Annotated in this window: 15 protein-coding genes; all 15 read right to left on the bottom strand. The window is 52.9% G+C overall.

The window, feature by feature from the left end; all coding sequences use genetic code 11:
• Nucleotides 1-185: 185 nt before the first annotated feature.
• Nucleotides 186-1505: a Gfo/Idh/MocA family protein gene (locus tag ACYVK4_RS24455; RefSeq protein ID WP_461130193.1), complete on the bottom strand. Its 1320-nt coding sequence runs from the start codon at nucleotides 1503-1505 to the stop codon at nucleotides 186-188.
• A 185-nt stretch (nucleotides 1506-1690) separates the two neighbouring features.
• Nucleotides 1691-3979, bottom strand: a complete 2289-nt coding sequence (locus ACYVK4_RS24450; RefSeq protein ID WP_461130192.1) for a DUF7133 domain-containing protein — start codon at nucleotides 3977-3979, stop codon at nucleotides 1691-1693.
• Nucleotides 3980-3997: 18 nt separating this feature from the next.
• Entirely contained in the window at nucleotides 3998-4819 is an 822-nt protein-coding gene (locus tag ACYVK4_RS24445; RefSeq protein ID WP_461130191.1) for a ceramidase domain-containing protein, read from the bottom strand.
• A gap of 59 nt (nucleotides 4820-4878) precedes the next feature.
• Nucleotides 4879-7128, bottom strand: a complete 2250-nt coding sequence (locus tag ACYVK4_RS24440; RefSeq protein WP_461130190.1) for a DUF7133 domain-containing protein — start codon at nucleotides 7126-7128, stop codon at nucleotides 4879-4881.
• A gap of 209 nt (nucleotides 7129-7337) precedes the next feature.
• Nucleotides 7338-8936: an arylsulfatase gene (locus ACYVK4_RS24435; RefSeq protein WP_461130189.1), complete on the bottom strand. Its 1599-nt coding sequence runs from the start codon at nucleotides 8934-8936 to the stop codon at nucleotides 7338-7340.
• A gap of 110 nt (nucleotides 8937-9046) precedes the next feature.
• Complete coding sequence (locus tag ACYVK4_RS24430) at nucleotides 9047-9199, bottom strand: hypothetical protein (RefSeq protein ID WP_461130188.1); 153 nt, start codon at nucleotides 9197-9199, stop codon at nucleotides 9047-9049.
• 88 nt (nucleotides 9200-9287) lie between these two features.
• Nucleotides 9288-12356, bottom strand: a complete 3069-nt coding sequence (locus ACYVK4_RS24425) for a DUF6797 domain-containing protein (protein ID WP_461130187.1) — start codon at nucleotides 12354-12356, stop codon at nucleotides 9288-9290.
• Between the two features lie 28 nt (nucleotides 12357-12384).
• On the bottom strand, nucleotides 12385-14784 hold the full coding sequence (locus tag ACYVK4_RS24420) for a GH92 family glycosyl hydrolase (protein ID WP_461130186.1): 2400 nt from the start codon (nucleotides 14782-14784) through the stop codon (nucleotides 12385-12387).
• A 91-nt stretch (nucleotides 14785-14875) separates the two neighbouring features.
• A complete protein-coding gene (locus tag ACYVK4_RS24415; RefSeq protein ID WP_461130185.1) occupies nucleotides 14876-16831 on the bottom strand; it encodes a glycosyl hydrolase family 95 catalytic domain-containing protein in 1956 nt (651 codons plus the stop codon).
• Nucleotides 16818-17465: a glycoside hydrolase family 95 protein gene (locus tag ACYVK4_RS24410; RefSeq protein WP_461130184.1), complete on the bottom strand. Its 648-nt coding sequence runs from the start codon at nucleotides 17463-17465 to the stop codon at nucleotides 16818-16820. Before ACYVK4_RS24410 ends, ACYVK4_RS24415 begins: the two co-directional genes overlap by 14 nt.
• A 197-nt stretch (nucleotides 17466-17662) precedes the next feature.
• Nucleotides 17663-19366, bottom strand: coding sequence for a hypothetical protein (locus ACYVK4_RS24405; RefSeq protein WP_461130183.1), 1704 nt, complete (start codon nucleotides 19364-19366; stop codon nucleotides 17663-17665).
• 233 nt (nucleotides 19367-19599) lie between these two features.
• Nucleotides 19600-20088 carry a GtrA family protein gene (locus tag ACYVK4_RS24400; protein WP_461130182.1) on the bottom strand — a complete coding sequence of 163 codons (489 nt, stop codon included), beginning with the start codon at nucleotides 20086-20088 and terminating at the stop codon, nucleotides 19600-19602.
• A 363-nt stretch (nucleotides 20089-20451) separates the two neighbouring features.
• Entirely contained in the window at nucleotides 20452-21210 is a 759-nt protein-coding gene (locus tag ACYVK4_RS24395; protein ID WP_461130181.1) for a succinate dehydrogenase/fumarate reductase iron-sulfur subunit, read from the bottom strand.
• A gap of 115 nt (nucleotides 21211-21325) precedes the next feature.
• Nucleotides 21326-23263: a fumarate reductase/succinate dehydrogenase flavoprotein subunit gene (locus tag ACYVK4_RS24390; RefSeq protein ID WP_461130180.1), complete on the bottom strand. Its 1938-nt coding sequence runs from the start codon at nucleotides 23261-23263 to the stop codon at nucleotides 21326-21328.
• Between the two features lie 89 nt (nucleotides 23264-23352).
• Nucleotides 23353-24048 carry a succinate dehydrogenase cytochrome b subunit gene (locus tag ACYVK4_RS24385; RefSeq protein WP_461130179.1) on the bottom strand — a complete coding sequence of 232 codons (696 nt, stop codon included), beginning with the start codon at nucleotides 24046-24048 and terminating at the stop codon, nucleotides 23353-23355.
• Nucleotides 24049-24306 lie beyond the last annotated feature (258 nt).

Below are 24306 nucleotides of genomic sequence, written 5' to 3'. Positions count from 1 at the left end.
TTTTGAGAAACTGACACGGCGGGTTTCTTAAAACCTACCGTGTCAGGCTGTCAACAAAACGAGGTTTTGAGACACCTCGCCGGTCAGTTTTAAGAAACTGACCCCACCATAAGCTTAACCTGGCAGCTATGTTATTCTCAAAGACCAGGGATGCAGTAAAGCGGCTACCCAGCCGCTTTACTTGATTAAATCTTGATACCCCACTGGTTTTTCATGGGGCGACCGAGGAGGGCATTGGCTTCGGTGTCGTTTTTAAACTGCTCTTTCTTTGGATTCCACTGCAGCGAGCGATTGAGCCGGTACGCAATGTTGCCGATGTTACAAACCGACGCCGTGCGGTGGCCTACCTCAACGTCGCAGATGGGTTTGCTGCGCTTACGCATGGCATCCAGAAAATCCTTGTAGTGGTTGTCGCTCCTATACACATGTTTTTCTGTCTCCCCGATCTCCTTCGTAGCCAGCGAGGCTGGTGTCGTTTCGATCTTCCTCCGCTGCACTTTAATTTCGCCCTCCGTCCCCACGAAGTGGATGGCGTTGTTCCAATCCCATTTTTCGTGGGTCATCACAATGCCATTGTCGTATTTATACGTCAGAAACGGGTGCTCTTTGCCATCGGGCGCGATCACCTCTACCGGCCCGCTGTTGTCCATATCCAGCGCCCACTGCACAATGTCGAACATATGCGCGCCCCAGTCGGTCACCATGCCCCCACCGAACTCCCGGTAGTTACGCCAGTTGGGGAATACATCTTTAGAGATTGGAGGTGCCAATTCCGAATTAAAGGCTACCGGCTGATTGGGGCCTAACCAAGCCTCCCAATCCAATCCTTCGGGAACCAGTTCGGCGGGCAGGTCGTAGGCCGTTGGTGGAGGGCCGACATTTACTTTAATGGTTTTCACCTCGCCGATATAGCCATTACGAATCAATTCGGCTGTTTGTCGAAATTCGGGCCATGACCGCTGCATGCTCCCCGTCTGGAATACGCGATTGTATTTGCGGGCCGCGTCGACCATCGCCCGCCCTTCTTTCACGGTCAGGGCCAGCGGTTTTTCGCAGTAAATATCTTTACCGGCCTGAGCCGCCCGAACGGCCATAGCCGCGTGCCAGTGGTCGGGGGTGGCAATGACCACGGCATCTATGTCTTTCCGGGCGAGCAACTCCCGAAAATCAGTATACACCGGAACATCGGCATACTTACCTGACTGTGGGTTCTTTTCGTAGTGCGCTTTGATTCGATCCAGACCCTGTTGCGCTTTGGCTTTATACACTTCACTAATGGCGACGATACGGGCTTCGTTCGTGCCCAGAAACGACGACATCAGCCCTTTGCCCTGCTTACCGGTACCGATGAAACCCAGTGAGATGACATCGCTCGGGGCCAGATATTTAGTCCCGTCGGGCCGCTTGCCGCCCAGTACAAAGCGGGGAACGATCATAAACCCAGCCACAGCGGTGGCGGCTTTCCCAACGAAATCCCGGCGGTTAATGGTGTTGTCTTCTTTCATGTGTGCAGCGAAAAAGGGGTTTGGGGAGGAGTACAGTTGTTTTTAGGTCGTTTCACCCCACCCCAACCCCTCCCCTAAAAAAAGAGGAGGGGCCAGGACAAGGGTACGTCGTTACTGAGCCCGGCAGCGGCCAACCGTCTCTCCTTTTTTCAAGGGGAGAGGCTGGGGGAATGACTACACCAACACTACTTTAGCGTCGTTGTGGGCAGGAGTTGTTTTTCGAGTTCGTCAATTGTCCAGGCTCCGCGCGATGATGCGTAGGCTTCCCGTACTTTTTTCACCTCCTCGGGCTGTACTACGGCCGATTGGCGACCTTTTATGGCGCGGGTCGATGTGCCGACAAATTCGTAGCGGATATAGCTGGCAACAGAGGCAATCCACTCGTCGGTGTTGTCTTTCATAGACGCCATTTCGCTGGGGTACTCTTTCCCTTCAATCGGGCCTTTCAGGCCGTGCAGCAGAATCCGAATGGCGTAATCACGGTCGTTATTCACGTGTTTGGCGCCCCGCAAGGCCGGTGCTGCATTCGTAGGCAAGCCGTTGCCATCGCCCCCGTGGCAGGGCGAACACATGCCTTTGTAGATTTCACCGCCACTCACGATCAACTTCCGATCGGCTGCCGTAAACGCCCCCAGTTTCATACCATATACCTTGGCATCTTCGTTGCGGTCGATGCTGTTTTTGGCGCGGGCCAGCATTTCGTTGCCCGAATTCCGGGCCAGAATATCCTGAACCAGTTGCCGGGCCTGCTCATTTTTGTTGGCCCCAAGCGACAAGATCAACTGGGTTTTTACGTCGTAATTTTCATCGTTTGCCAGACCGCCTACACGGGCAATCATGTCGCTGTCATTCTGTTTGAGATAGCGTTCGCTGATCCAGACAGCTGCCCGTCGCATTTGCGCATCGGTGTCTTTCAGCGCTGTGTAGAGCAGGTCTTTGTCAATAGCGTCCAGGCCTTCCAGCGTCCACAAGGCGTGCAGACGTCCCAAAGCCGAAGCCCCTTTCTGGCCACCAGCCATCTGTTTCAGCGTCGGAACAACCGATTTATCGCCGAGGAGTACGATCTGTTTCTGGGCATTATCCCGCCACCAGCCGTTGGCATGATCCAGGTACTTGACCAAATCGGCCGCTGGCACATCGAGCATGTGAGGTTTCGGACCGGGCGTGTAGCCATCGTGTACCAGACGCCAGATACGGCCCCGCTGGTTCACTTTCGCCAGGTCGTACTGGTCGATTTTATTCCGCAGGAACGTCCCTTTCTTCGTCCAGTTGGATTCCTGAATAATACCCCGGTTCATGTCGATGATATACAGCAGGCCATCCGGACCGGTGTAGGTGTTGACGGGCCGGAAGAAGAAGTCGGTGCTGGCGATGAATTCCTTGTGCTTATACACGTTTTCCAGGTAGGTCTTGCCTTCCCGGTTCACAACCTTGGCCCGGCGGATGATGCGCGCGACGGGTTCGTTGATCAAATAGTCGCCCACCAGATCGGCGGGCAGGCGGTCGCCCCGGAAAATAGACTGGCCATTCCCCGACGTAAAGTGATTCAGGGTGCTATCAGGACGTAATCTCGGCGGGCCGCCCTGCACTTCGGGATTGGAAATGCGCGACCAGACGGGGCTAAAGGTTTCTTCATTGTAGGCATCGGCAAACTCCAGCGCTCCGTATTTCGGATTGATCTGAAAGCCCGAACCGGCGTTTTCGCCCCCGCCCCGGCTGTAGAACAACCGACCGTAGTTGTCGTGCGTCAGTCCCCACTGGCCGTTGGAGCCGCTGTGCAGGGAGTCGGGTTTGAGCATCCCGCCCACATACCGAAAACGAATAGGGTCAACCGTCTGGTAGATGTAATTATCGAGGTTCCAGACCAGACCGCTACGCTGGTGTTCGAGGTTGCCGGGCGCTACTTTACCCACCGTGTATACGGCGCGTTTCTCATCCGCCACGCCATCACCATTGGTGTCTTTATAGCTGAACATATCATACGTATCCGTTTCATTGACAATCAGTTCATGATTGACACACAGGATCATACGCGGCAGCATCAGGTCTTTAATGAACACCGTACTCTTGTCCATTTTGCCGTCGTTGTTGGTATCTTCCAGGAGCATTACCCGGCTTTTTTTATCCTTTGTGCCGGTGCCGTCGGCGTCCTGCGTATAGGTCTCCATCTGGGCCACATACATACGGGCGTTGCCGTCCCAGGCAATAGCAACGGGTTCGGTAATCATCGGCTCGCTGGCCACCAGTTCCATATGGTAACCGGGGGGCAGCACAAACGCCTGCTGGCTTTGCTCGGGCGTTAAGGGCGTGATAGAAAACGGAGCCAGCGGCAGTGTGGTATCTTTATCGACGGCAGGAGCAGCCGCCACCGAAGCGGAGCTACCGGCTGGCGTGTTCGTTGCCATCTGCACTTTACACGCATAGATAAACGCGGATAAAGCCATCGTGCCAATCATTAATCGGTTACGCTTCATGCTAACGAGTATTTTGGTCTAGGTTTTAGCAAATCGAAAGAACGAATAACTGCAAACGCTGCTCAGCGCCGTCAGTAAATGCCAGATGGAATGCCCCTGAATCAGTGAATGCGGGTCGCAGCCTATTTTCTGCACATCCAGCGTGCGAAATCGAACGGCAACCACCATGAGCACCAGGCTGGCAACGGCTAACAGAATAGAGCGTTTTTTCCTGAATTGGAGATAATTTACCGCAATGCCTGCCAGCAGGGCCAGAATTAGCGAAGGCAACAAAACACTGCTGGAAATCAGTAGGGCAATTTTCAAAAACAGGAGTATAACAATGACTAAAGCAATGACCCAGACGTTTTTAACGGGTTGCGTAAATCTAATTTTATGCAACACATGATAAAGCGCGATACTGACCAGTACGAGCGTAATTCCGTACGTGCCGTTCATGTCGACCCGCTGGCCTATCCACGTCAGTGACGCGTGAAAAAAGGCACTCCCGAAGCTCAGATAAATGAAGCAAATGCCCATCAGGGCCGATAACTGCGGAAAGGCTTCCAGCCGGTTTTGCCGCTTGATGCCCTCGTTTTTATAGTCGTCGTAAGCGATTTGTGCGATCAGTACCCCAAAGTAGAAATAGGCCAGATTGGAATACGTATTCATGGGCTGGTGAAAGAACCGCGCTACGTTATTGAATTCGCAGTATTCGACCACCAGCGCCGATTTGCTGACCACCATGCCGGCCCAGACCGCCCCACTGAAAAACGAATCGAGCCCCCACCAGATAACGAGCATGCCCAGCGTCAGGAGAAACGAGCGGATGAGGAGTTTGAAGAGCGTTTGGGCGGGCATGGTATAAAGAGATTAAGCCGTTTATGGCTGTTGTACACTAAGCCATAGCCCCAAACTACTTACTTATCAAAGTCATCTTCCAGCAATTGCTTCTCGGTCAATACCCCACTTCCTGCCGGTTTTTTCTCTCTCATTTTCTTAACATCTGCCGTCGAAACCCGTTTCCCTTCTTTCGCCAGGGCGTTTTGAGTGTATTGAATAATGTCGACAATGTCCTGATCGCTGATGTCCTTGTTATTGAGCAGGGCGGGCATTTCGTTGTTCAGCTGGTAGAGTTTGCCGTTCACGTGAATCGGTCCGCTGACGCCGTGGAGAATGATGGCCGCCAGCCGCTTCATCGACCCGTCGATATATTCCGAGCCTTTGAGGGGCGGGGCCAGATCCTGAATGCCTTTCCCGTCGGCACCGTGGCAGGTCGCGCAAATGGTTCGGAACAGTTTCAGGCCTTTTGTGCGGTTATCGACCTCGTTTTTCTGGACCACAAAAATCGAGTTCATCTCGTTCTTCTGCCGCTTGTCTATGGTGGCGACCAGATTCTTTTTCAGCAACGCGCTGGGGTCCGCAGCCGCCAGATAATGCTCTTCTTTACCGGCAAGGCCGCTGACAAGAGCCTCCTGAACTAGTTTCTGGTCGGCATATTTTTTATCCAGTGCCGAGAGAACGGGCATAAACGTAGCCTCCGATACGTTGAGCCAGCCATTGAGCGACATCGCCAGATAGAGGTCTATCGTTTCATTATTCCGGGCCATTAGCTGCGTGCTGATCGCCTTCATGTTCGCCACTTGCTGCGGGGCGGCAAATCGCTCCATAAGGCCCAGCGCGTGGGCTATGGTTTCGGGCTGTTTCGATTGGCTGACAATGTCGCTCAGCGTTGCAAACGTTAGCGCATTCAACCCATCCAGCACATACAGGGCATGAATGGCCGTTGAAAAGGGGTTGTCCGCTTTGGTTAAACGGGTTAACGGCCCAACCACCGAGAGGTCTTTCTTTTGAATCAGCAGTTGCTGAGCGCGGTCTCGCAACCAGCCGTTCGGGTTGCTCAGGAAGCCGACCAGTTGGCTCGCCGTCGCCTTGCTCAGGTCGGGGGCGGGGTTTGGCTTGGTGACGGTGCTGGTTATTTTCAGGATGCGCCCCGCATTTTGCAGCGTATCCAGTTTTTTACCGGCAAGCTGTTCGGTGAGGTATTGGGAGATGTACGCTTTGTGCTGAATGATGCCTCTGTGCATGTCAACCACATACATGGCCCCATCGGGACCCGTAAACAGGTTCACCGGACGAAAACCTTCGTCAGTCGACGCAATAAATTCTTTGCCTTCCGTCGCCTGACTGGCCGTGGTTTTATTACCCTCAAAATGCAGAATATTCCGCTTGATCAGGTTGGCCTCGGGCACGCAGACGAATGCATTCTGATTATACGCGTCCGGGAAAGCCCCACCCCGATACACTAAGGGCCCGCAGGCCGCCGTCACTTCTTTCAAAAACCCTTTTTCGTCCAGAACGCCAGACTGATACCCACGGTTGACGGACGTTTGATGGATGGGATATACCCGATTGCTAGCCAGCCGCTGGTGCTCCGAGAGGGCGGGCCTGAAGTATTTGTTTCGGATTACTTTATTAGGCAGCACAAAATCACCCTGTAAATTGGTAGAGTTGTTGTTGTAATAAAGCCGTCCGAAGTTGTCTCTCGTGATACCCCACTGCCCCCGGTCGGTGGTGGGTTCTTTCAGCCATTTGCCACTTTTCAGCTGATAGCGGAAGTTGTAGTTGGCGTTGTAGATCCAGTTGTCGATGTTCATCATCAGTCCGTTGGACGAATGCTCCACGTTGCCGCCCTCTGCATAAACCGGGTCGACCAGCGTTTTTTTGCCGGGCTTATCATTTTTTATCTCGACAAACCAAAGGCTGGGGCCATCTATGTACAACAGTCCGCCATATACATGCGCCAGAGCTCGGGGCAGCACGAGCTTATCCAAAAATACCTTTGCGTGATCGGCGACGCCATCTTTATCCCTGTCTTCCAGAATAGTAATCCGGCCCGTTGGGTCTTCTTCACCGATACCTTCGAGGTTGGGCATGTAGCCAATCATCTCGACCACCCACATTCGACCTTTATCATCAAAATCCAGGCTGACGGGGGCTTTCAGGAGAGATTCTGACGCAATCAGCTTCAGCTTGAAGCCTTCTTCAACCACATAGCTGTCGAGTGAAATCCGGGGTTCTTCAACATTTATTTTCTGGAATCCTGCAATGAACGTTGAGAGCACGAAGAGGGAACCAATTACTAGTTTGACCGGTCTTTTGGTAGCCATGTCTATTGACATTTTTTTAATGTATTGTCTGGAAATATACTGCCCACCACCATGCTGTGGTGCCGAATATCGGGTTGAATTAATCTGTAAAGGTACCGATGTTTTTGTGTCGCTACACACCGCATAGCCGAAAGACACCGGTTAAAATAACGTATTTACTGAACACTTATTTGTTCTGATTGAATCGGTTAGCGGAGCGCGAAACCTTACTATTCCGGTTTCCCCGCCAATGGTTCGCGAACGCCTACCCGTTGCGCCCAGTTGTCGTACTCGGCCCGAAGGCTGGCAACGCGTTGAGGTTGTTTCTGGGCGAGATTATTGGTTTCGCAGGGGTCAGCTTTGATATTGTACAGTTCCCAATCCGCATCTTCGGTGTCTTTTACCAGCTTCCAGTCGGCTTTTCGGATGGCTTTGTTGCCTTCATGCTCCCAGCAATAGGTGCGTGGTTCGGCTTTTTGACGAGTCCACAGGCCCGACAAACTTTTGCCGGGCAATGCCTCATCAGCAGCCCCCGCCAGTTCAAGGCTGGTGGGCAGCAAATCCATAACGTGGCCAATGCCTTCCACAAAGCCAGCCTGCGGACGAATGCCGCGCGGCCATTGCATAAGGCAGGGCGTGATCATACCGCCCTCGTGCAGAAACCGTTTGTATTTCCGAAACGGCGTAACCGACACGTTGGCCCAGGGTGTGTCATACGTCACATAAGAACCCCGTTCCCCGATCTTTTTGGTGGGGTCGTTGAGTTTGCGCCCCTCCACGTTTTCGTTGGAGCTCCCATTGTCCGACATAAATACGATGAGCGTATTGTCGTACTGGCCATTCGCTTTCAGCGTTTTGATGAGCCGACCAATATTCTGATCCATCCGGTCGATCATGGCGGCATATACGGCCATTTTACGAATCCAGTCCTTTTTTTCGGTCACTGAATGCCAGGCGGGTACGTCGGCAGGGCGCGGGGTCAGTTGGTACCGTTTGTCAATCAGCCCGAGCTTGACCATTTTCTGGTAGCGCCGGGTGCGGGTCACATCCCACCCCTGCGCGTACAGCTTTTCATACTTGGCAATATCCGTTTCGTAGGCGTGTAGCGGGAAGTGGGGCGCCGTATAGGCCAGGTACATAAAAAAGGGCTTATCGGCCTGAACCTGCTTCTGCTGGTTGAGATACCGAACGGCATAATCCGTGAAGGCGTCGGTCATGTAAAAACCGTCGGCGGGGGGCGTAAACTCGGTATCGTCTTCAACAATGAACCGCTTGCCTTTCTCGGCGGGAACGATTTCGTAATAGCTGGACGCGCCGGAGATCAGGCCGAAATAATGATCGAAACCGCGTTTCAGGGGCCAGTGTTCCGGGCGTTCACCCACGTGCCACTTGCCGAGCATGTAGGTACTATAGCCTGTTTCTTTCAGTCGCTCGGCAATGGTCGGGTAGCGCGCATCCAGAAAACCCTGGTAACTACCGGGCTGAATGGCCGCGTTGGGCATGGTGACCATCAGCCCCATACCGACGGTATGCGGATACTGCCCCGTCAGCAGCGACGCGCGGGTGGGGCAGCACCGGGCGTTGTTATAAAAACTGCGCAGCTTAATACCGCCAGCCGCCAGTTTATCGATGTTCGGTGTGCTGACCTCGCCCCCGTAACAGCCAATATCCGAAAAGCCCATGTCATCGGCCAGAATGAACAGAATATTCGGGCGTTTAACCGACTGCCCAACCGCCCATTTACTGCTCGTAATGGCGAGCAGGACTAGCAATAAAAGTATTCTACCTAGTGGCCGGAACTGAATCATCTTATATTCGCACTTTTCCATAATTCTCACGATAGTTGACGTGAATTATGACTGATCTAAAAAGTTAATTATGCTCCTTTTTGTCATCCCGAGGAACGAGGGATCTTCGGATAACTTATAAAAAAACAGCCTTATCCGAAGATCCCTCGTTCCTCGGGATGACAAAAACCATCTCTATTCATATCGCCCGCTGGCCCATCACCTGACCCCAGCGAAAAACTGATTGTTGGCTTTTCCCAATCGGCTTTCGCATAGACCCGTGCCAGGGTTACCTCGTGAGTCATAGGGTAACCATGGTACGGGTCTATGCGATTTCATTTAACCACAGAGGCACAAAGAGCACAGAGGCCGATCAGGGGAAACTGTACCTCATTAGAACCTCTGTGCTCTTTGTGCCTCTGTGGTTAATAAATTTTTGCTCAAGTACTGCTGGTTGTTGGCTTTTCGCAACTGGTGAATCGTGTTCTGTACTTTCCCGGTAAACGGGTGCCCTTTCGCATCCGTAACTGAATACGCAATCGTCATGACGTCGGTTGGTTTTATGCCGGGAAGCATGAGCTTTACGGTCTTTTTATCCCGACTGAGTTTCACGTCGGCAATAGTCAGCGTCTGCGTGTTGTAGCGGTCCGACCCATACTTCCGGCTTCTTCGGATGTCCCAGCTTTTCACCTCGAAACGGGCGGGATTCCGGAGGCTTTTTTCGGCTAGCTCGCTGGCAAACGTCAGCGTCACGCCATCCGCTTCGGCGCTCAGCCGAGTGGGGAGCGAAACGGGCTTTCCGGTATAGCGAAGCCGGTAGAAATCGCCCCCTTTAATGGTTTGCGAGGTGCCCCAGGCCGACATGCCACAGGCGTATAACTGTCCATCGGCGGGGTTGAAGCGTCCGCGCATGATGCCGGTGCGGAATTTAACGCCCGGCAGGTCGATCACACCACCCTGTTTCTGACCATTGACATCTTCGGGCAACACCAGCTGAATTTTTCCGTAGCCGTACGAAAAGCTGAGCAGACCACCGTTCAGCGGCCCCCACTTTTTACTGTCGACCCATAAAAGCTCCGACGGCGACCGGTCAAACTCCATGTCAATCCAAACCAGCGGCTGCTCCATAGCGGCTTTGGTCGAGTCGGTGGGCGGGTTGTATCCCCACATATTGCCGTAAAATTTCCCCTTACCGTCAATCCAGTTGACGCGGTTCATGGGGTTCCAGTACCCCTGCTGGTCGGTCACGATAAAACTACCGTCGGGGTTGATGCATACGCCGTTGGCGGCTCTGAACCCGGTGGCAATAACCTGCGTGGTGGCCCCGTCCTTACTGACTTTCAACAGGGTTCCGTGTTGAGGAATCAGGGCCTCGCGGGCATGACGGCCACTTTTAGCGTAATACAGGTTGCCTTCCTTATCGGCTTGCAGACCCATCGCGAATTCGTGGAAGTGGTCGGTTACCTGGTGGTCGTGGTTGAAGCTTTCGTAAAAATCGGTTTCACCATCGCCGTTCAAATCCCGGAGCAGGACCAGTTGGTCGCGGCAGGTCACGTATATCTTTTCGGTCAACACTTTGATACCCAACGGCTGAAAAAGCCCCGATGCGATGCGTTTCCAGGCCAGACGCCCGCTGGGATTGGTCAGGCCTGTAACCCGCCATACATCCCCATCAGTGGTGCATAAAACAGCGACATTCGGGTTCTTCATAAAGTCGACACCACTGAGCTTCATCCGCGACTGCCACGGATTGTCGTAAGGTGGCGTCAGTTGATCGACCGCAAACAACCCGTCGTTTCTCCCCCGCGTAATGGTCGTGTACAGTGTTTGGGGGTAATGCGCCTTCCCGCCTTTGGTGTACGATTCGAGCGATTCAGGTTTGGGAGAATGGGCGGCAAAGTAGTTCAGGGATTTACTGCCGGGCCGGGTCATAAATAGCTTAATGGTCGTTTTCGCCGTGGCCAAAATCCGTAAAACAACATATCCGTCCTCCTCTTTCAGCGATGCCCCTTTGCCAATGGCCGTGACCCTGGTTCCGGCCCGCGCCACTCTGGTTTTCAGCAGTTCCTGCCCCGGATTGACGGTCAGGGTTCGGGTAAATACAGGCTGCCCCTCAAACATCTCCAACCCTAACTTTTCCAGAATAGCCGTCTGCCCAACGGAGTAGGCGATGATGACCGTATTTCCGTAATGATAAAGTCCTTTGTAGTTGGCCCACGTTTTAGGTAATGGCCCAAACTGGCGACCGTCACGGGCCGTAAACCGAGGGTCGTCGAACGAGCCGGTAGTGGGGTTTGCCCAGCCGGGGCCAACGGGCGTTTCGATGTGCAGCTGGCCGATGGTTCGGGGGTAAGTTTCGTGGTTATCGTTGAGCAGAATACCTTCCCAATCAATAAACCCTTTACCCGTCCACCCACCGGCCACGCGCATCAGATCATGGTCGAAGATCATCCAGGCTTTACCGGCCGCTACGCCACCTGCGCCGGTATCGACCCGCACGGCAATGCCTTTGTACGCAAAATTGTTCTTCCGGTAATCTTCGTCGGCATACGGAGGGCGTCCCGGCGAATGAAACCGTTTTGGCCCCGTTGCCGAATCAGCCAACTCGTAGGTGTTGATAAAGAAATTTCCGTAGTCCATATCCGACCAGGGATGATAGGGTTTTACCGCCGGGCCCTTCGATGTTCCCTTCGGCAGTTTGGCGAGATAGCCGGGCGTTGGAGTGTGGTATTGACCAGGATTCGTTTCCTTGATAAAGCCCTCCCGAATGTAGGTAATCACGTCATACTTTTCCTGCGGGGTGAGTGTCATCTGGGGCGGCATCGACCCATACCCTTTGGTAATGGTCTGGTACATCGAAAAGGGATCGTAACCAGCCTTGAATGGCTGCTTCCAGAACTTATGCGACAGGGGGATAGAGCCCTCGATATCGGGATTACCGTGACAGTTGACACAAATGGCATTGTAGATGCGTTCGCCCCGTATGTATCCCTGCCGGTCCATACGTTCAATCAGGCCCGCATGGTCAATGTCGTGTTCGAACGCGCTCAGCTCACTATCCGACAGAATGTAAGAGACATGGGGAGGGTTATAGGCCTGTGTGGGTTCAATGATGCGTTTCGCCAACAGCGTAAACCCTTTTGCGCCAGACGAAACTCGGCCCGTCAGACTATCTCCCGCCACCTCGGCCACCAGTTGATATTCATCTTTTCGCAGTTTAAAACGCCCGGTCAGTTTGTTGCCGTCGGTGGTCAGCTGCTGCAACGGTATCTCTCCCCGCTCGAAGGAAAAGAGGACGCCGGTATACGATCCGTTCACCCGGCTCAACGTCAGTGTACCGGATAGTTTTTCGTCTAAGTTGATTGCATAAGACCATGCTCCCTCCAGCGGATCTGCCTGAAATCCGGCGAAGCAAACGATCAGTACCAGCAATAAAAAGCAGCTCACTGAATTTCGGATCATAGCAAGGGATTTGGTTAAGGGTCAGCATTTATCGTTGTGCGGCCTCCATCGACATGGACACCGGTGCCCGTTCGGGCTTACTACCCCAGTTTTTGTTCGGCTGATCACCCATCTTCAGTGTCAGGGTGCCGCCGTTGACGACCGTTTCGTGCAGCATCCACGGTTGGTCGAGGGGTTGACCGTTCAACTGAGCCGACTGAATATAGACGTTCTGTGCCGAGTTGTTCGGCGCGTCGATCACAAACTGTTTGCCCTTGTAGTATTTCGGATTCAGTTTGATGGTGATCCGGTTAAAGATCGGGCTGGTGATTTCGTAGAACGGCTCGGGCGTGGTACCACCATTGGTAGAAAACAGGCCTGTCTTCAACAAAACCGACAGGCTGCCCATCAATCCCTGGTCTTCATCGCCACTGTAGCCGTAATCGGGCGAGAGGCCGCTGTACACTTTCTCGACCACCTGCCGCGTCCAGTATTGGGTTAGCCAGGGCGATCCGGCATAGTTGAACAGAAAAGCCGTTTGCATGCAGGGCTGGTTGCCGTAGTTGATGAATATCCGGCGTCGTTCTTCCTCCGTTTCGCTGGCGTGGGTTTTACCCGTCACGAAATCATGTTTCCGGGCCTTCTCGAACGAGCCATTGAGCTTATTGGTAAACGCATCCCGACCACCCATGAGGTTGATCAACCCGTGCACATCGTGTGGCACGAACCAGGTATACTGAGCTGCGTTTCCTTCTTCCCAGCCGTTGTCATACCGCAGAATATCGACCGGCTCGGCCCATTTGCCATCCAGGGTGCGGTTCCACATCCAGCCTATTTCGGGGTTATAGATGTTTTTGTAGTTCTGCGCCCGCTTCATGAACAGGCCGTAATCATCGGTTTTGCCGAGCGCCCTGGCCATCTGCGCCAGCGTATAATCCTGATAGGCGTATTCCAGCGTTTGGGTGGAGCCGTCCTGGTGAAAGCCATAGCGGGTGGTGCTCATCGGATGCGGGATATACCCGCGCTCCATATAAAACTCGATGCCACCCCCTTTGAAGGTCTTGTGTTCGTAACCGGCTTTGCTCATCAGGCCACCGGGAAAATGGTTCTTGCGCATCCCTTCGTAGGCCTTGTTCTGATCAAAACCCCGGATGCCTTTCAGGTAAGCACTTACAATGAACGGCGTTGACGAGGCCCCCGTCATGACAAAAGTATAGTTGCCCCCCGCCGGACCGCGCGGAATGAGGCCGCCATCGTCGTACATGAGCAGCATGGAGTTGACGAACGACTCCGTCACTTCCGGATAAACCAAATGCCAGAGTGTGTTAAGCGACCACTGTGCGCCCCACATAGCATCGAAATTATGGTGATTGAATTTCGGTTTGCCACTGGCATCCAGCGGAATCTGTTTGATCCGGCGCTCGGGGCCGGTCATATCGCTGTACTTTCCGTTCACGTCGGAGATGATGCGTCGGCCCTGCAACGCGTGCCAGAGGTCGGTATAAAAACGGCTGCGTTCGGTGTCTGTACCGCCCTGAATATCGATTCGGCTCAGCCAGTTGTTCCAGTCGGAGCGACTATCCTGCACCGTTTTCTCAAAATCCCAGTGCGGCAGCTCAGTGTTGAGGTTGATACGGGCCTGCTCTTCGCTGACGTACGAAATGGCCACTTTCATCTTCCGAACCTCGCCAGCTTTGGTTTTGAAAGTGATGTAAGCGCCCGTCCGCTCTCCCTCAATCAGGCCATCGGGCGTTTGGAGGGTGCCATTTCGCCAGCCTCTGAAAGAGTCAAACGGTTTATCGAACACGGCAACGAAGAAGACGGTCAGCGTTTTAGGCCGACGAATGGTCGGAGCCATTACGGCATACCCTTCAATTTCCTGATTACTGACCTTCTTGACATGCCCTTTCTGCGTATCCGACGGGCCTAAGAACGTAGAAAAGTCGAACAGAATGTGGCTCTGGGCTGAGGCTGGAAACGTGTATTTGTGAAACCCCACACGGGTAGTTGACGTCAGTTCGGCCGTGATGTTGTAGGCATCCAGCACCACTTTATGGTAGCCTGCTTTTACGATTTCTTTCTCATGCGAGAACCGCGACCCGTACTGATCCGAACCCAGATGCCCTTTGAACACTCCGGTCGTAGGCATCACCGGCACGCCCGACAATTGCCAGCCATGGATATGGCTAAAACATTTGATGCTATCCAAATGATAGCGGTAACCCGCACCCCAGTCGGCATTGACGCCGTTATCGGGACTCAGGTTGACCATACCGAACGGACGCGAAGCGGAGTTAAAAAAGAACCAGCGCGAATTAGCCGCGTCGACCAGCGGATTGACGAGGTCGACGGGTTGCTTCTGGGCCTGTGCGACTTGGTTTAGACTAAGCGCAGTGATTAAGTACAGTAAATAGTATGTGATTTTTTTAGTAGTTGCGCCTTGTCGCATGGAGTGGTACTCCGTGCAGCCATAAGCTACTAATTTTGAGCTATCACTTAGCCTGCGGCTGCACGGAGTACCACTCCATGTGACATGCGTTCTATCGAATTTCATACACTTTCCCCTTCTCCGTTTTAATAGCCAATGTAAACCCTTTTACCAAAGGCATCTGCCCCAATTTCGTTTTGTCTTTAATGATCGGCGTTCCGGCGTCGACAAAGCGGAACAGGGGGTTCCCGTTTCCGGCGGCAGGACTACCAGCGGGTTGCACGGTCGTCCGCTCGTTTGTCCGAATGCGACAGGTACCCCCAAGAGCTGAATGCACAATTGCTTTGGTCAATTTACCATCCTTCCATTCCATATCGACGGTGTAGCCTCCCCGCGTTTTCAACCCTTTCACACGACCGGTATGCCAGGCCTGGGGCAAAGCAGGAAGTAAATGGATTTCGCCCGCATGACTTTGTACCAACATTTCGGCAATACCCGCCGTGGCCCCAAAATTGCCGTCGATCTGAAAGGGCGGATGCGCGCAAAACAGGTTGGGGTACGTACCTCCACCCGACATGTGCGTCTTTTCGGTTGTAACGAGCGTAAATAAATTGGTGAGCAGTGTTAAGGCGTGGTCGCCATCCTGCAAACGCGCCCAGACATTCACTTTCCAGCCCATCGACCAGCCCGTTGCGCCATCGCCCCGGCGTTCCATCACGCGTTTGGCTGCACTGGCTAACTCCGGTGTCGACTGAAGATTGATCTGGTTGCTGGGGTGCATAGCGTACAGGTGGGAAAAATGGCGGTGCTGCACGTCGGCATCGTCGAAATCGTCCTGCCACTCCTGCAACTGACCGTATTTCCCGATCTGATACGGAAGCAACTGCCCCAGACTCTGCTTTACACCAGCGGTGAAGTCATCGTTAACACCCAGTATTTTACACGCTTCCAGATAACGGGAAAACGACTCCCGAACAATGGCCATGTCCATCGTTGGGCCCGGGCTGAAGGTAGCCTGTTTCTGATCGTCATATAGAAAATTCTGTTCGGGCGAATGGCCCACCGGCGTTACCAGATAACCCTGTTCATTTTTCACCAGCCAGCCCTGGTAGAACTGAACGGCTCCTTTGAGCAATGGAAAAGCCTCTTTCCGAAGAAACCCGGTATCGCCACTGAACAGATATTTCTCCCAGAAATGGCTCGTCAGCCACCCGGCCGCCATTGGCCAGAACGAACAGTTGCACAGATCGACGGGTTCGGCATGACGCCAGATGTCCATGTTGTGGTGGGCCACCCAGCCGTCATTGCCATACATGTTCCGGGCCGTTTCGTGCCCATTGATCGCCAGTTCCTTCACCGCCTTGAAAAACGGTTCCTGACATTCCGACAAGTTGGTGAGTTCGGCAGGCCAGTAGTTCATCTGGGCGTTGATATTAATGGTATACCCTCCGTTCCAGGGCGGCACCATCAGATCGTTCCAGATGCCTTGCAGGTTAAGCGGTTGCCCCCCCGGCCTCGAGCCGGCAATCATCAGGTAACGTCCGTATTGAAAGTAAAGCGCCGTAAAGGCCGGGTCTTTACCATTCGCAAAACGCGCCACACGCTGGTCGGTCGGGAGTTGCGATTGGTCGGTTTCGGCCGCCAGCTGAATAGTGACCCGATCGAAAAGCTTTTTGTAATCGGCCAGGTGCGTTCTGTACAACTCGGCATACGGCTTCGTCGCGACGGCCTTGAACCGCTGATCGAGGATGGGTCTGGGATTGACGCCGTCATAGGCCGGGCTTTTATTAAATCCGTTAAAGCTGGTGGACGCTGATAACACAAAAACAACCTCCGAGGCATCCTGAATAGTCAGCGAGTTCTTGTCCTGCCTGATTCGTCCGCCCGTGTTCGTGGCTTTCACTTGCGTTTCGAAGGCCATACCCAAACCGTTGATTTTCTGATCATACAGCATGTTCTCAATACCCGGTTTGCGTTGACCGCTCTTATCGTACACTTCGGGGTATTTGTATTGATCGCCTGCTTTTTCAATCTGCTCAAACGTACGTCGCAGCCTAAAACCAGGCAACTTTACCCCGCATCGTCAGCGTGTTTCCCTGAACGGTATAGCGGGCGGTTGACTCATGGGGTGTCGAGAAATGGAACGCGCCGTTGATTTTACCGGGCCCGCTGGCGGTTAGTTTTACCACAATAACATGGTCGGGGTAACTGGCGAAGTAGGTTCGGGTATAGGTTGTATTTCCAGCTTTGTATTGGGTTGTAGCGGTCGCCGTTGCCAGATCGAGCTGCCGTTTATAGTCGGAAACGGGCGCGTTTTTGTGGTCAACGTCGATCCAGAAATCACCCATGGGCTGGTACAGCTGGTGGTTTCGGCCCAGCCATTCTCTGGCAATCAACGCCTGCGCTTCCTGGTACTTTTTATCAGCCAGCAACGCACTGACCTGTTTAAAATCCTTTCGAATGTTGACCGTCCTGAACGTACCGGTTGGGTCGCCGGAGTACAACGTGCCTTCGTTGAGTTGCAGGTGTTCGTGAGTGGGGTCGCCAAAAACCATAGCGCCCATATAGCCATTGCCCAGCGGCAGGGCTTCGGGCCAAACGGCGGCTGGTTTGTCGTACCAGAGTGTCTGCGACGGGCTTTGGGCGAACGAGTGAACGCCGGAAAGCAATAGAAGAAACAGTAAAGAAATTAATCGACTCATGCCACGAACAATCAGCTTCTCCTGATAGGAGAATATAGTTAGGTATTTGGGTAAGTTTGTATGGTTAGCTACCCCACCCCAACCCCTCCCCTGTTTTCAGGGGAGGGGCTCCGTCTGGTCACCTCTAGCCCCTTCCCTTTCTTCAAGGGGAGGGGCTGGGGTGGGGTAGCTTGCCCCGGAACTGTAATTAGCGCCAGCTACCCCAGAAACAGACTATGCTTAAACGGCGTGTAGCCCGTCAAATAAACGGTTGGGGCATCCAAGGCGGGTAAAGCGCCCCGCAGCTGCACGCCTTTGTGTTCCGCTCTCCCCGGCCCGAACCGGATGGTGTCGTTCCCAACGATATAAGTACCTGACTCGTCGGAGAAAAGATAAGCGTTGTCTTTTTTAGGGTGTTTCGTAACGCCCCCCAGCGTACCGCCCGGTCGGAAAATCAGTTCCAGTGCCACCGGAACATGATCTGTCCCCGACAGGTCGATATCGACGCGCAGTCCGTTATTGACTTCGGCAACCGTAATCGTCGTGACGAGTTTCTGGATTTCACTTTGCGGGCGGTCGGTTCTGGGCATCTTGTCCCAATCGCCCTTGGCATCAATTTTACTGGCCGCGATGGGTTGATAGTAGGGCCCTTCCAACGACTGGCGCATCACCCAGGCATTGCCCTGCTGCTCTATTTTTTCGGTCTGAAATTGCCCCTTGCCGAAGAACGACGCAGCCACCCGTACCCCCTGCAAGACGGCGTTGCCTTTGTGGAAGGTGAGCCAGCCTGCATTATTCGACAACAGCGTGGCATCCCACCCCTCCCGCCGAATGCGCACCACGCCCGAGTAAGGAAACGCTTTGGCGTAACTGGTGGGCAACGGCTTGCTGGTGGGAAGCTCGTTCCAGAGCATGGGGTCTTCCAGAAAATAATCTAGGTAACCGGCCAGTTGCTCCTTCGGGCATGTCTTTTCGATCAGCCGACACATAGCCGCCATCTCGCTATTTTTGTCCAGCAGCGCCACATACCGGTAGCAATAGTAGTACCGCGACATATTGCCGATGGTACCCTTATCCTGCCGGTTCGACCCCTCCGTTACTACCTCGCCATTCGGGTGCACATAGTACAGCGTCATCAGCAAATTCTGCCGGACAGGCTCGAACAGCTCCGGTTTTTTTAGCCCCCGCGCCATACTGATCAGCGACCGGTCGACGATGGGCGAATAGCTGTTCGTGCTCTTTTCATTGTACTGGCCATCCGGGTCAATATCTATATGTTCGGCCAGCCACTGGTCGATGCGTTTGGTATACCGTGGATCGGGAAACAATTCATGGAGCTTGGTCAGCGCTGCCGACACCACCCAGCGGTGGTTCGGCGTGTGGATGCCTCCGACAACGAGTGCTTCACCGGCATTGGTTAGAAATGTTTTTAGGAGGCCGAGTGCGGTGTTGGTGCCTTTAGCGTTCGATTCCTTCAGGAATTTATAGGCCGGAACGATATTCTCCAGCACAAAGGCGGTGTCTGGCGTAGAATGAAAATTGGTATCGAGGTAGTCAATGGTCCCGTCGGCATGCTGAAATTTGAGCATACAGCGGGCAGCGGCCTCAATATCAGCCAGCAGTTTTGCCGACTGGTAATAGCTCGACTCAGGCGTTGAGACCAGCATACTGGCCTTCATCAGAAACCCGCTGGTGGAGTGGGGATTCGGCATGCCGGCCTCGTTCACATAGCTGCCGGCGTACGGACTGTTTGCATCCGTCACCTTGATGGGCGCATAGTTGGGCAGCTGCCGGTCATTGATTTTGATCCAGTCAAGCAGCCAGTCCGGTTTTTTCGCTGCGGGTCGCGCGACGGATGCGAACCCCAGATAAGGAAGCATGCTCAGGATGGCACTGCTTGAAATAAAATGTCGTCTGTCCATTCGGGAAAGCCTCTTGACGATGGATTTTGCCGGTTGATGGCTTCCATCTTGTTGTCATTGCATCACCCTAAACTGCACGAACCAATGGCTATTATCAGGAATACTGACTGCCGGGTTAGTAACATGATTAGTAGGATTCTAAGGCAGAATTCCCGCTGTTTTACCGTTTGCTATCCGAAATAATATGGAATGACTGACAAGTAGAGCTAGTTGAACAGGCTAAACGACAATACCTACAGGCCCAGCAGCCGCTTCAGACGCTCGTAAAAACCGGTATTGTGGAAGGTAAATGTCTTATGCAGAATATAATTACTGAAGAAGCTAAAGCCCATACCGGTTGTATGCGCGATCAGTTTAGTAACGTTAACCTGCTTTACGGAAAAGGGCACAACGGCCATCAGCACATCAAAATGACTGGCCGCATAGTCGTAAAGCAGGGAAGAGCCATAGACGGTGATCAGACACGAAATAATAGATACCAGTGTAAATTTGACGGCTTCCCGTCGTGTTTTTGTTGAATTTTTCGCGTTGAAAGCAAAAAGCTTTGTTAAAAAAAAACCCACAACAAACGAAAGGATATAGCCCGCCAGTAACGCCTGCTGATAACTAAACTGAAACCAATCCTGTAATAAACTTCCCGCTACGAGTTGCAAGGAAGCACCAATTGCCGCAACGATAAAGTAAGCAAGGATATCCCTGCGGTTAAAAAGCCCACTCGCCATAGTTCACAAATAAGTGGTAAAGCTACGGGTCGTTTTCAGAACTAAGGCAAACCGCAGGTTACTAATTTAGTAAGCGTGACATTTAAGCTACTCCCGAACAGGGCTATACGATACCGTTCCGCTTTTTATCAGGCTACTGCTCAAAGGGTTGCCCTGGCTTAACATTAGCTGACGCAGCCGGTTCGGGCAACGAGTATTCCTCCAGCATAGACTTTTAAATAAGCGACATCGATCACGTTCGGGCCAGGCTCTGGTTCGGCCTTTCGATAGGCTATCACGTTCAACTTGTCACCCCAAATCTATAAAGCACAAAAAAATCCGGCGCCCTGTTAAGAACGCCGGATGCATACTCTATTTTTACGCTTAGTTCTGAACGTTATCCGACGATAATTTAGCGCCAAGGTACTCCCGGTTCATGCGGGCAATGTGATCCAGTGAAATCGACTTTGGACACTCAACCGAGCAGGCACCTGTGAACGAACAAGCACCGAAACCTTCAGCATCCATCTGCGCTACCATGCGTTCGGCGCGCTCTTTGTGCTCAGAATGACCCTGTGGCAAGATGGCTAACTGCGACACTTTCGCCGAAACGAACAACATCGCCGAGGCATTCTTACAGGCAGCCACGCAGGCACCACAACCAATACAGGCAGCGGCATCCATCGCTTCATCAGCAATGGTACGAGGAATGAGGATTTCGTTGGCATCACGCGCGGAGCCCGTGTTTACCGATACATAGCCCCCCGACTGAATGATCCGGTCAAACGCCGACCGATCGACCATCAGGTCTTTAATAACCGGGAATGACCGTGCCCGCCAGGGTTCAACGACAATGGTATCCCCATCGTTAAACGACCGCATGTGCAGCTGACAGGTTGTCGCTCCGGTTTGCGGACCGTGTGCCCGACCGTTGATGTACATCGAACACATGCCGCAAATACCTTCGCGGCAATCGTGATCGAAGGTAACGGGGTCTTCGCCTTTCCGGGTAAGGGAGTCGTTCAGAACGTCGAACATCTCCAGGAAAGACATGTCCTCCGACACGTTATCTAAATGGTAATCAACCAGTTTACCCGGCGTGTTATTATTTTTCTGTCTCCAGACTTTTAGGTTAATTTTCATGATTACAGTCAGTGAGTCAATAAGTTGGCAAGTCAATAAGTCAGTAAGTGCTGACGCATGAATTGTATCGTCGTCAGCCACTTACTGACTTACCGACTTACCGACTTACCAACTATTATTTATAACTCCGCTGTGTCAGTTTCACGTTCTCGAATTCGAGAATCTCTTTGTTTAGTAGTTCCGGCTGGCCTTCTCCCTGATACTCCCAGGCAGCTACGTAGGCGAAGTTTTCATCGTCACGTAAGGCTTCGCCATCGGGTGTCTGGTGTTCCTCTCGGAAGTGACCACCGCAGGACTCTTCGCGGTTCAGCGCATCGTCGACCATCAGTTCGCCCAGCTCAATGAAATCGGCAACGCGTGCAGCCTGCTCCAGTGCCTGGTTCATTTCTTCCGAATCGCCCAGCACTTTTACATTGGTCCAGAACTCATTTTTCAGCGCCTGGATCTTTTGCTTGGCCAGCTTCAGTCCTTCAGCCGTGCGCGACATACCGCAGTATTCCCACATGATATGGCCGAGTTCCTTATGCAGTTCATCAACAGGACGCTCCCCTTTGATGGACAACAGCTTGTTCACCTGATCGTGTACCTTTTGTTCAGCTTCCTTAAAGGCTGGCGAATCAACGGGTATTTTATCAGCCGGGCCAATCGTTGCCAGGTAATCACCCACGGTGTACGGAATAACGAAGTACCCATCGGCCAGACCCTGCATCAGGGCCGAAGCACCGAGTCGGTTAGCACCGTGGTCGGAGAAGTTGGCTTCGCCAAGCGCGTACAGACCGGGAATGGTCGTCATCAGGTTATAGTCAACCCACAAACCGCCCATCGTATAGTGAACCGCGGGGTAAATCATCATCGGCAGCTCGTATGGATTCTCGCCGGTGATTTTTTCGTACATCTCGAAGAGGTTACCGTATTTGGCCTCAATCGTTTTCCGACCGTCGCGCTTGATGGCATCGGCGAAATCCAGATAAACAGCCAGACCGGTTTTACTGACGCCCCGGCCTTCGTCGCAAACGTATTTCGCGTTACGCGAAGCCACGTCGCGGGGAACCAGGTTACCGAAGGCCGGGTAACGGCGCTCCAGGAAGTAATCGCGGGCGTCTTCGGCCAGATCCGTTGGCTTTATTTCACCCTTCTGAATGCGAACTGCGTCTTCTTTCGATTTCGGTGCCCACACCCGGCCATCGTTCCGCAGCGACTCCGACATCAGTGTCAGCTTCGACTGGTAGTGGCCCGATACCGGAATACAGGTTGGGTGAATCTGCGTGAAGCAGGGGTTACCAAAGAAAGCCCCTTTTTTGTGTGCCCGCCAAGCGGCCGTCACGTTGCTGCCCATCGCGTTTGTCGACAGGTAGAACACGTTACCGTAGCCACCGGTGCAAAGCAGCACGGCATGAGCTGAATGTGATTCGATTTTACCGGTGATCAGGTTCCGGGTAATGATACCACGTGCCTTGCCGCCCTCAACCACGAGGTCGAGCATTTCAGTCCGTGGATACAATTTAACTTTTCCGTTGGCTACCTGACGGCTCAACGCCGAATAAGCACCCAACAACAGTTGCTGACCCGTCTGGCCCCGTGCGTAGAACGTGCGCGATACCTGGGCACCACCGAACGAACGGTTAGCCAGCGTACCGCCGTACTCACGCGCAAAAGGAACACCCTGGGCCACACACTGGTCGATGATATTGACACTCACTTCAGCCAGGCGGTGTACGTTGCCTTCGCGAGCCCGATAGTCACCACCTTTAATCGTGTCATAGAACAGCCGGAACACGCTGTCGCCATCGTTCTGGTAGTTCTTGGCGGCATTGATACCACCCTGAGCCGCAATCGAGTGCGCCCGGCGGGGGCTATCCTGGAAACAGAACGCTTTCACGTTGTAGCCCAGCTCAGCCAGCGACGCTGCCGCCGATGCACCGGCAAGGCCTGTACCCACTACGATAATTTCGTATTTACGCTTGTTGGCCGGGTTAACCAGCTTCAGCGAAAACTTATGCCGAGACCATTTCTCGGCTAAAGGACCTGCGGGGATTTTTGACTCCAGTTTCATTTGTCCAATTGTCAATGAGTGAATGAGTGACTGAGTGAATAGACCGTTTCCAGCTAAAGTAGCCTCTGTGTTATTCACTCATTAACTCATTAAATTATATGGTGAACCTGTAAAAACACATAGATTGGCATAGCAGCAAACGCCAATGGAATGATGATCGCAAAGAAATATTTGCCCACCGTCTCAATGAGGGGCGTGTATTTCTTATGCCGGACGCCAAGCGACTGAAAACCGCTCTGGAATCCGTGCGCCAGGTGATAGCCCAGAGCAACCATACAGACAACATACAACAGCACATACCACCACTCGCCAAAAGCAACCTGCACCACAGCGTACAGATTCTTATACTCCTTGCCGTCGTACTCGGCCATTGGGACCGAACCAAAGTGCATTTCGTACCAGAAGGTGCGCATGTGAATGATGATGAACAGCAGGAGAACGGTACCCAGAATACCCATGTTGCGGGACGACCAGTCACTGTTCGCTTCCGGCTTGCTGTACGCATACTTAACCGGCCGTGATGCCTGATTGTGGCGCGTTAATATAAAGGCCATCAGCGCGTGTACCAGAATCGAGGTGTAGAGCAGATACGAAACGGTCATAATAACCGGATTGTGGGTCATGAAGTACGTATACTCATTGAAGGCCCTCCCGCCATCACCCTTGAACAGCTGGAGATTACCAGCCATATGTACAATAAGAAAAGTACTTAAAAACAGTCCCGTCAGCGACATAATGACCTTGCGGCCGAGGGAGCTGGACAGAGTTTGTGTTACCCAAGCCATACGGTGAACGACACGAAAAATTTAGTGGTAAACTATTGAAGAAAAGCCGCTTTAAACGGCGCATCAAAGCTAAAGCACAATCCCGATGGAAACAAGGTTAAGCGGTATTATAAGCCGTTTTATAACTTTATTTACAGTCGGTATAAATTGCACGATCGCCCTAATTTCTCAACATTGTGTTCAAAACGTTTGTTCGATTTGGCAGGGTTTTAATTAGAGAGCTTTCAAAAGGTTTCCTCGCTGTATTTACGGGCAGGC

This window comes from Spirosoma aerophilum, assembly GCF_054782495.1.
This window is presented reverse-complemented; position numbering and strand designations above follow the sequence as displayed.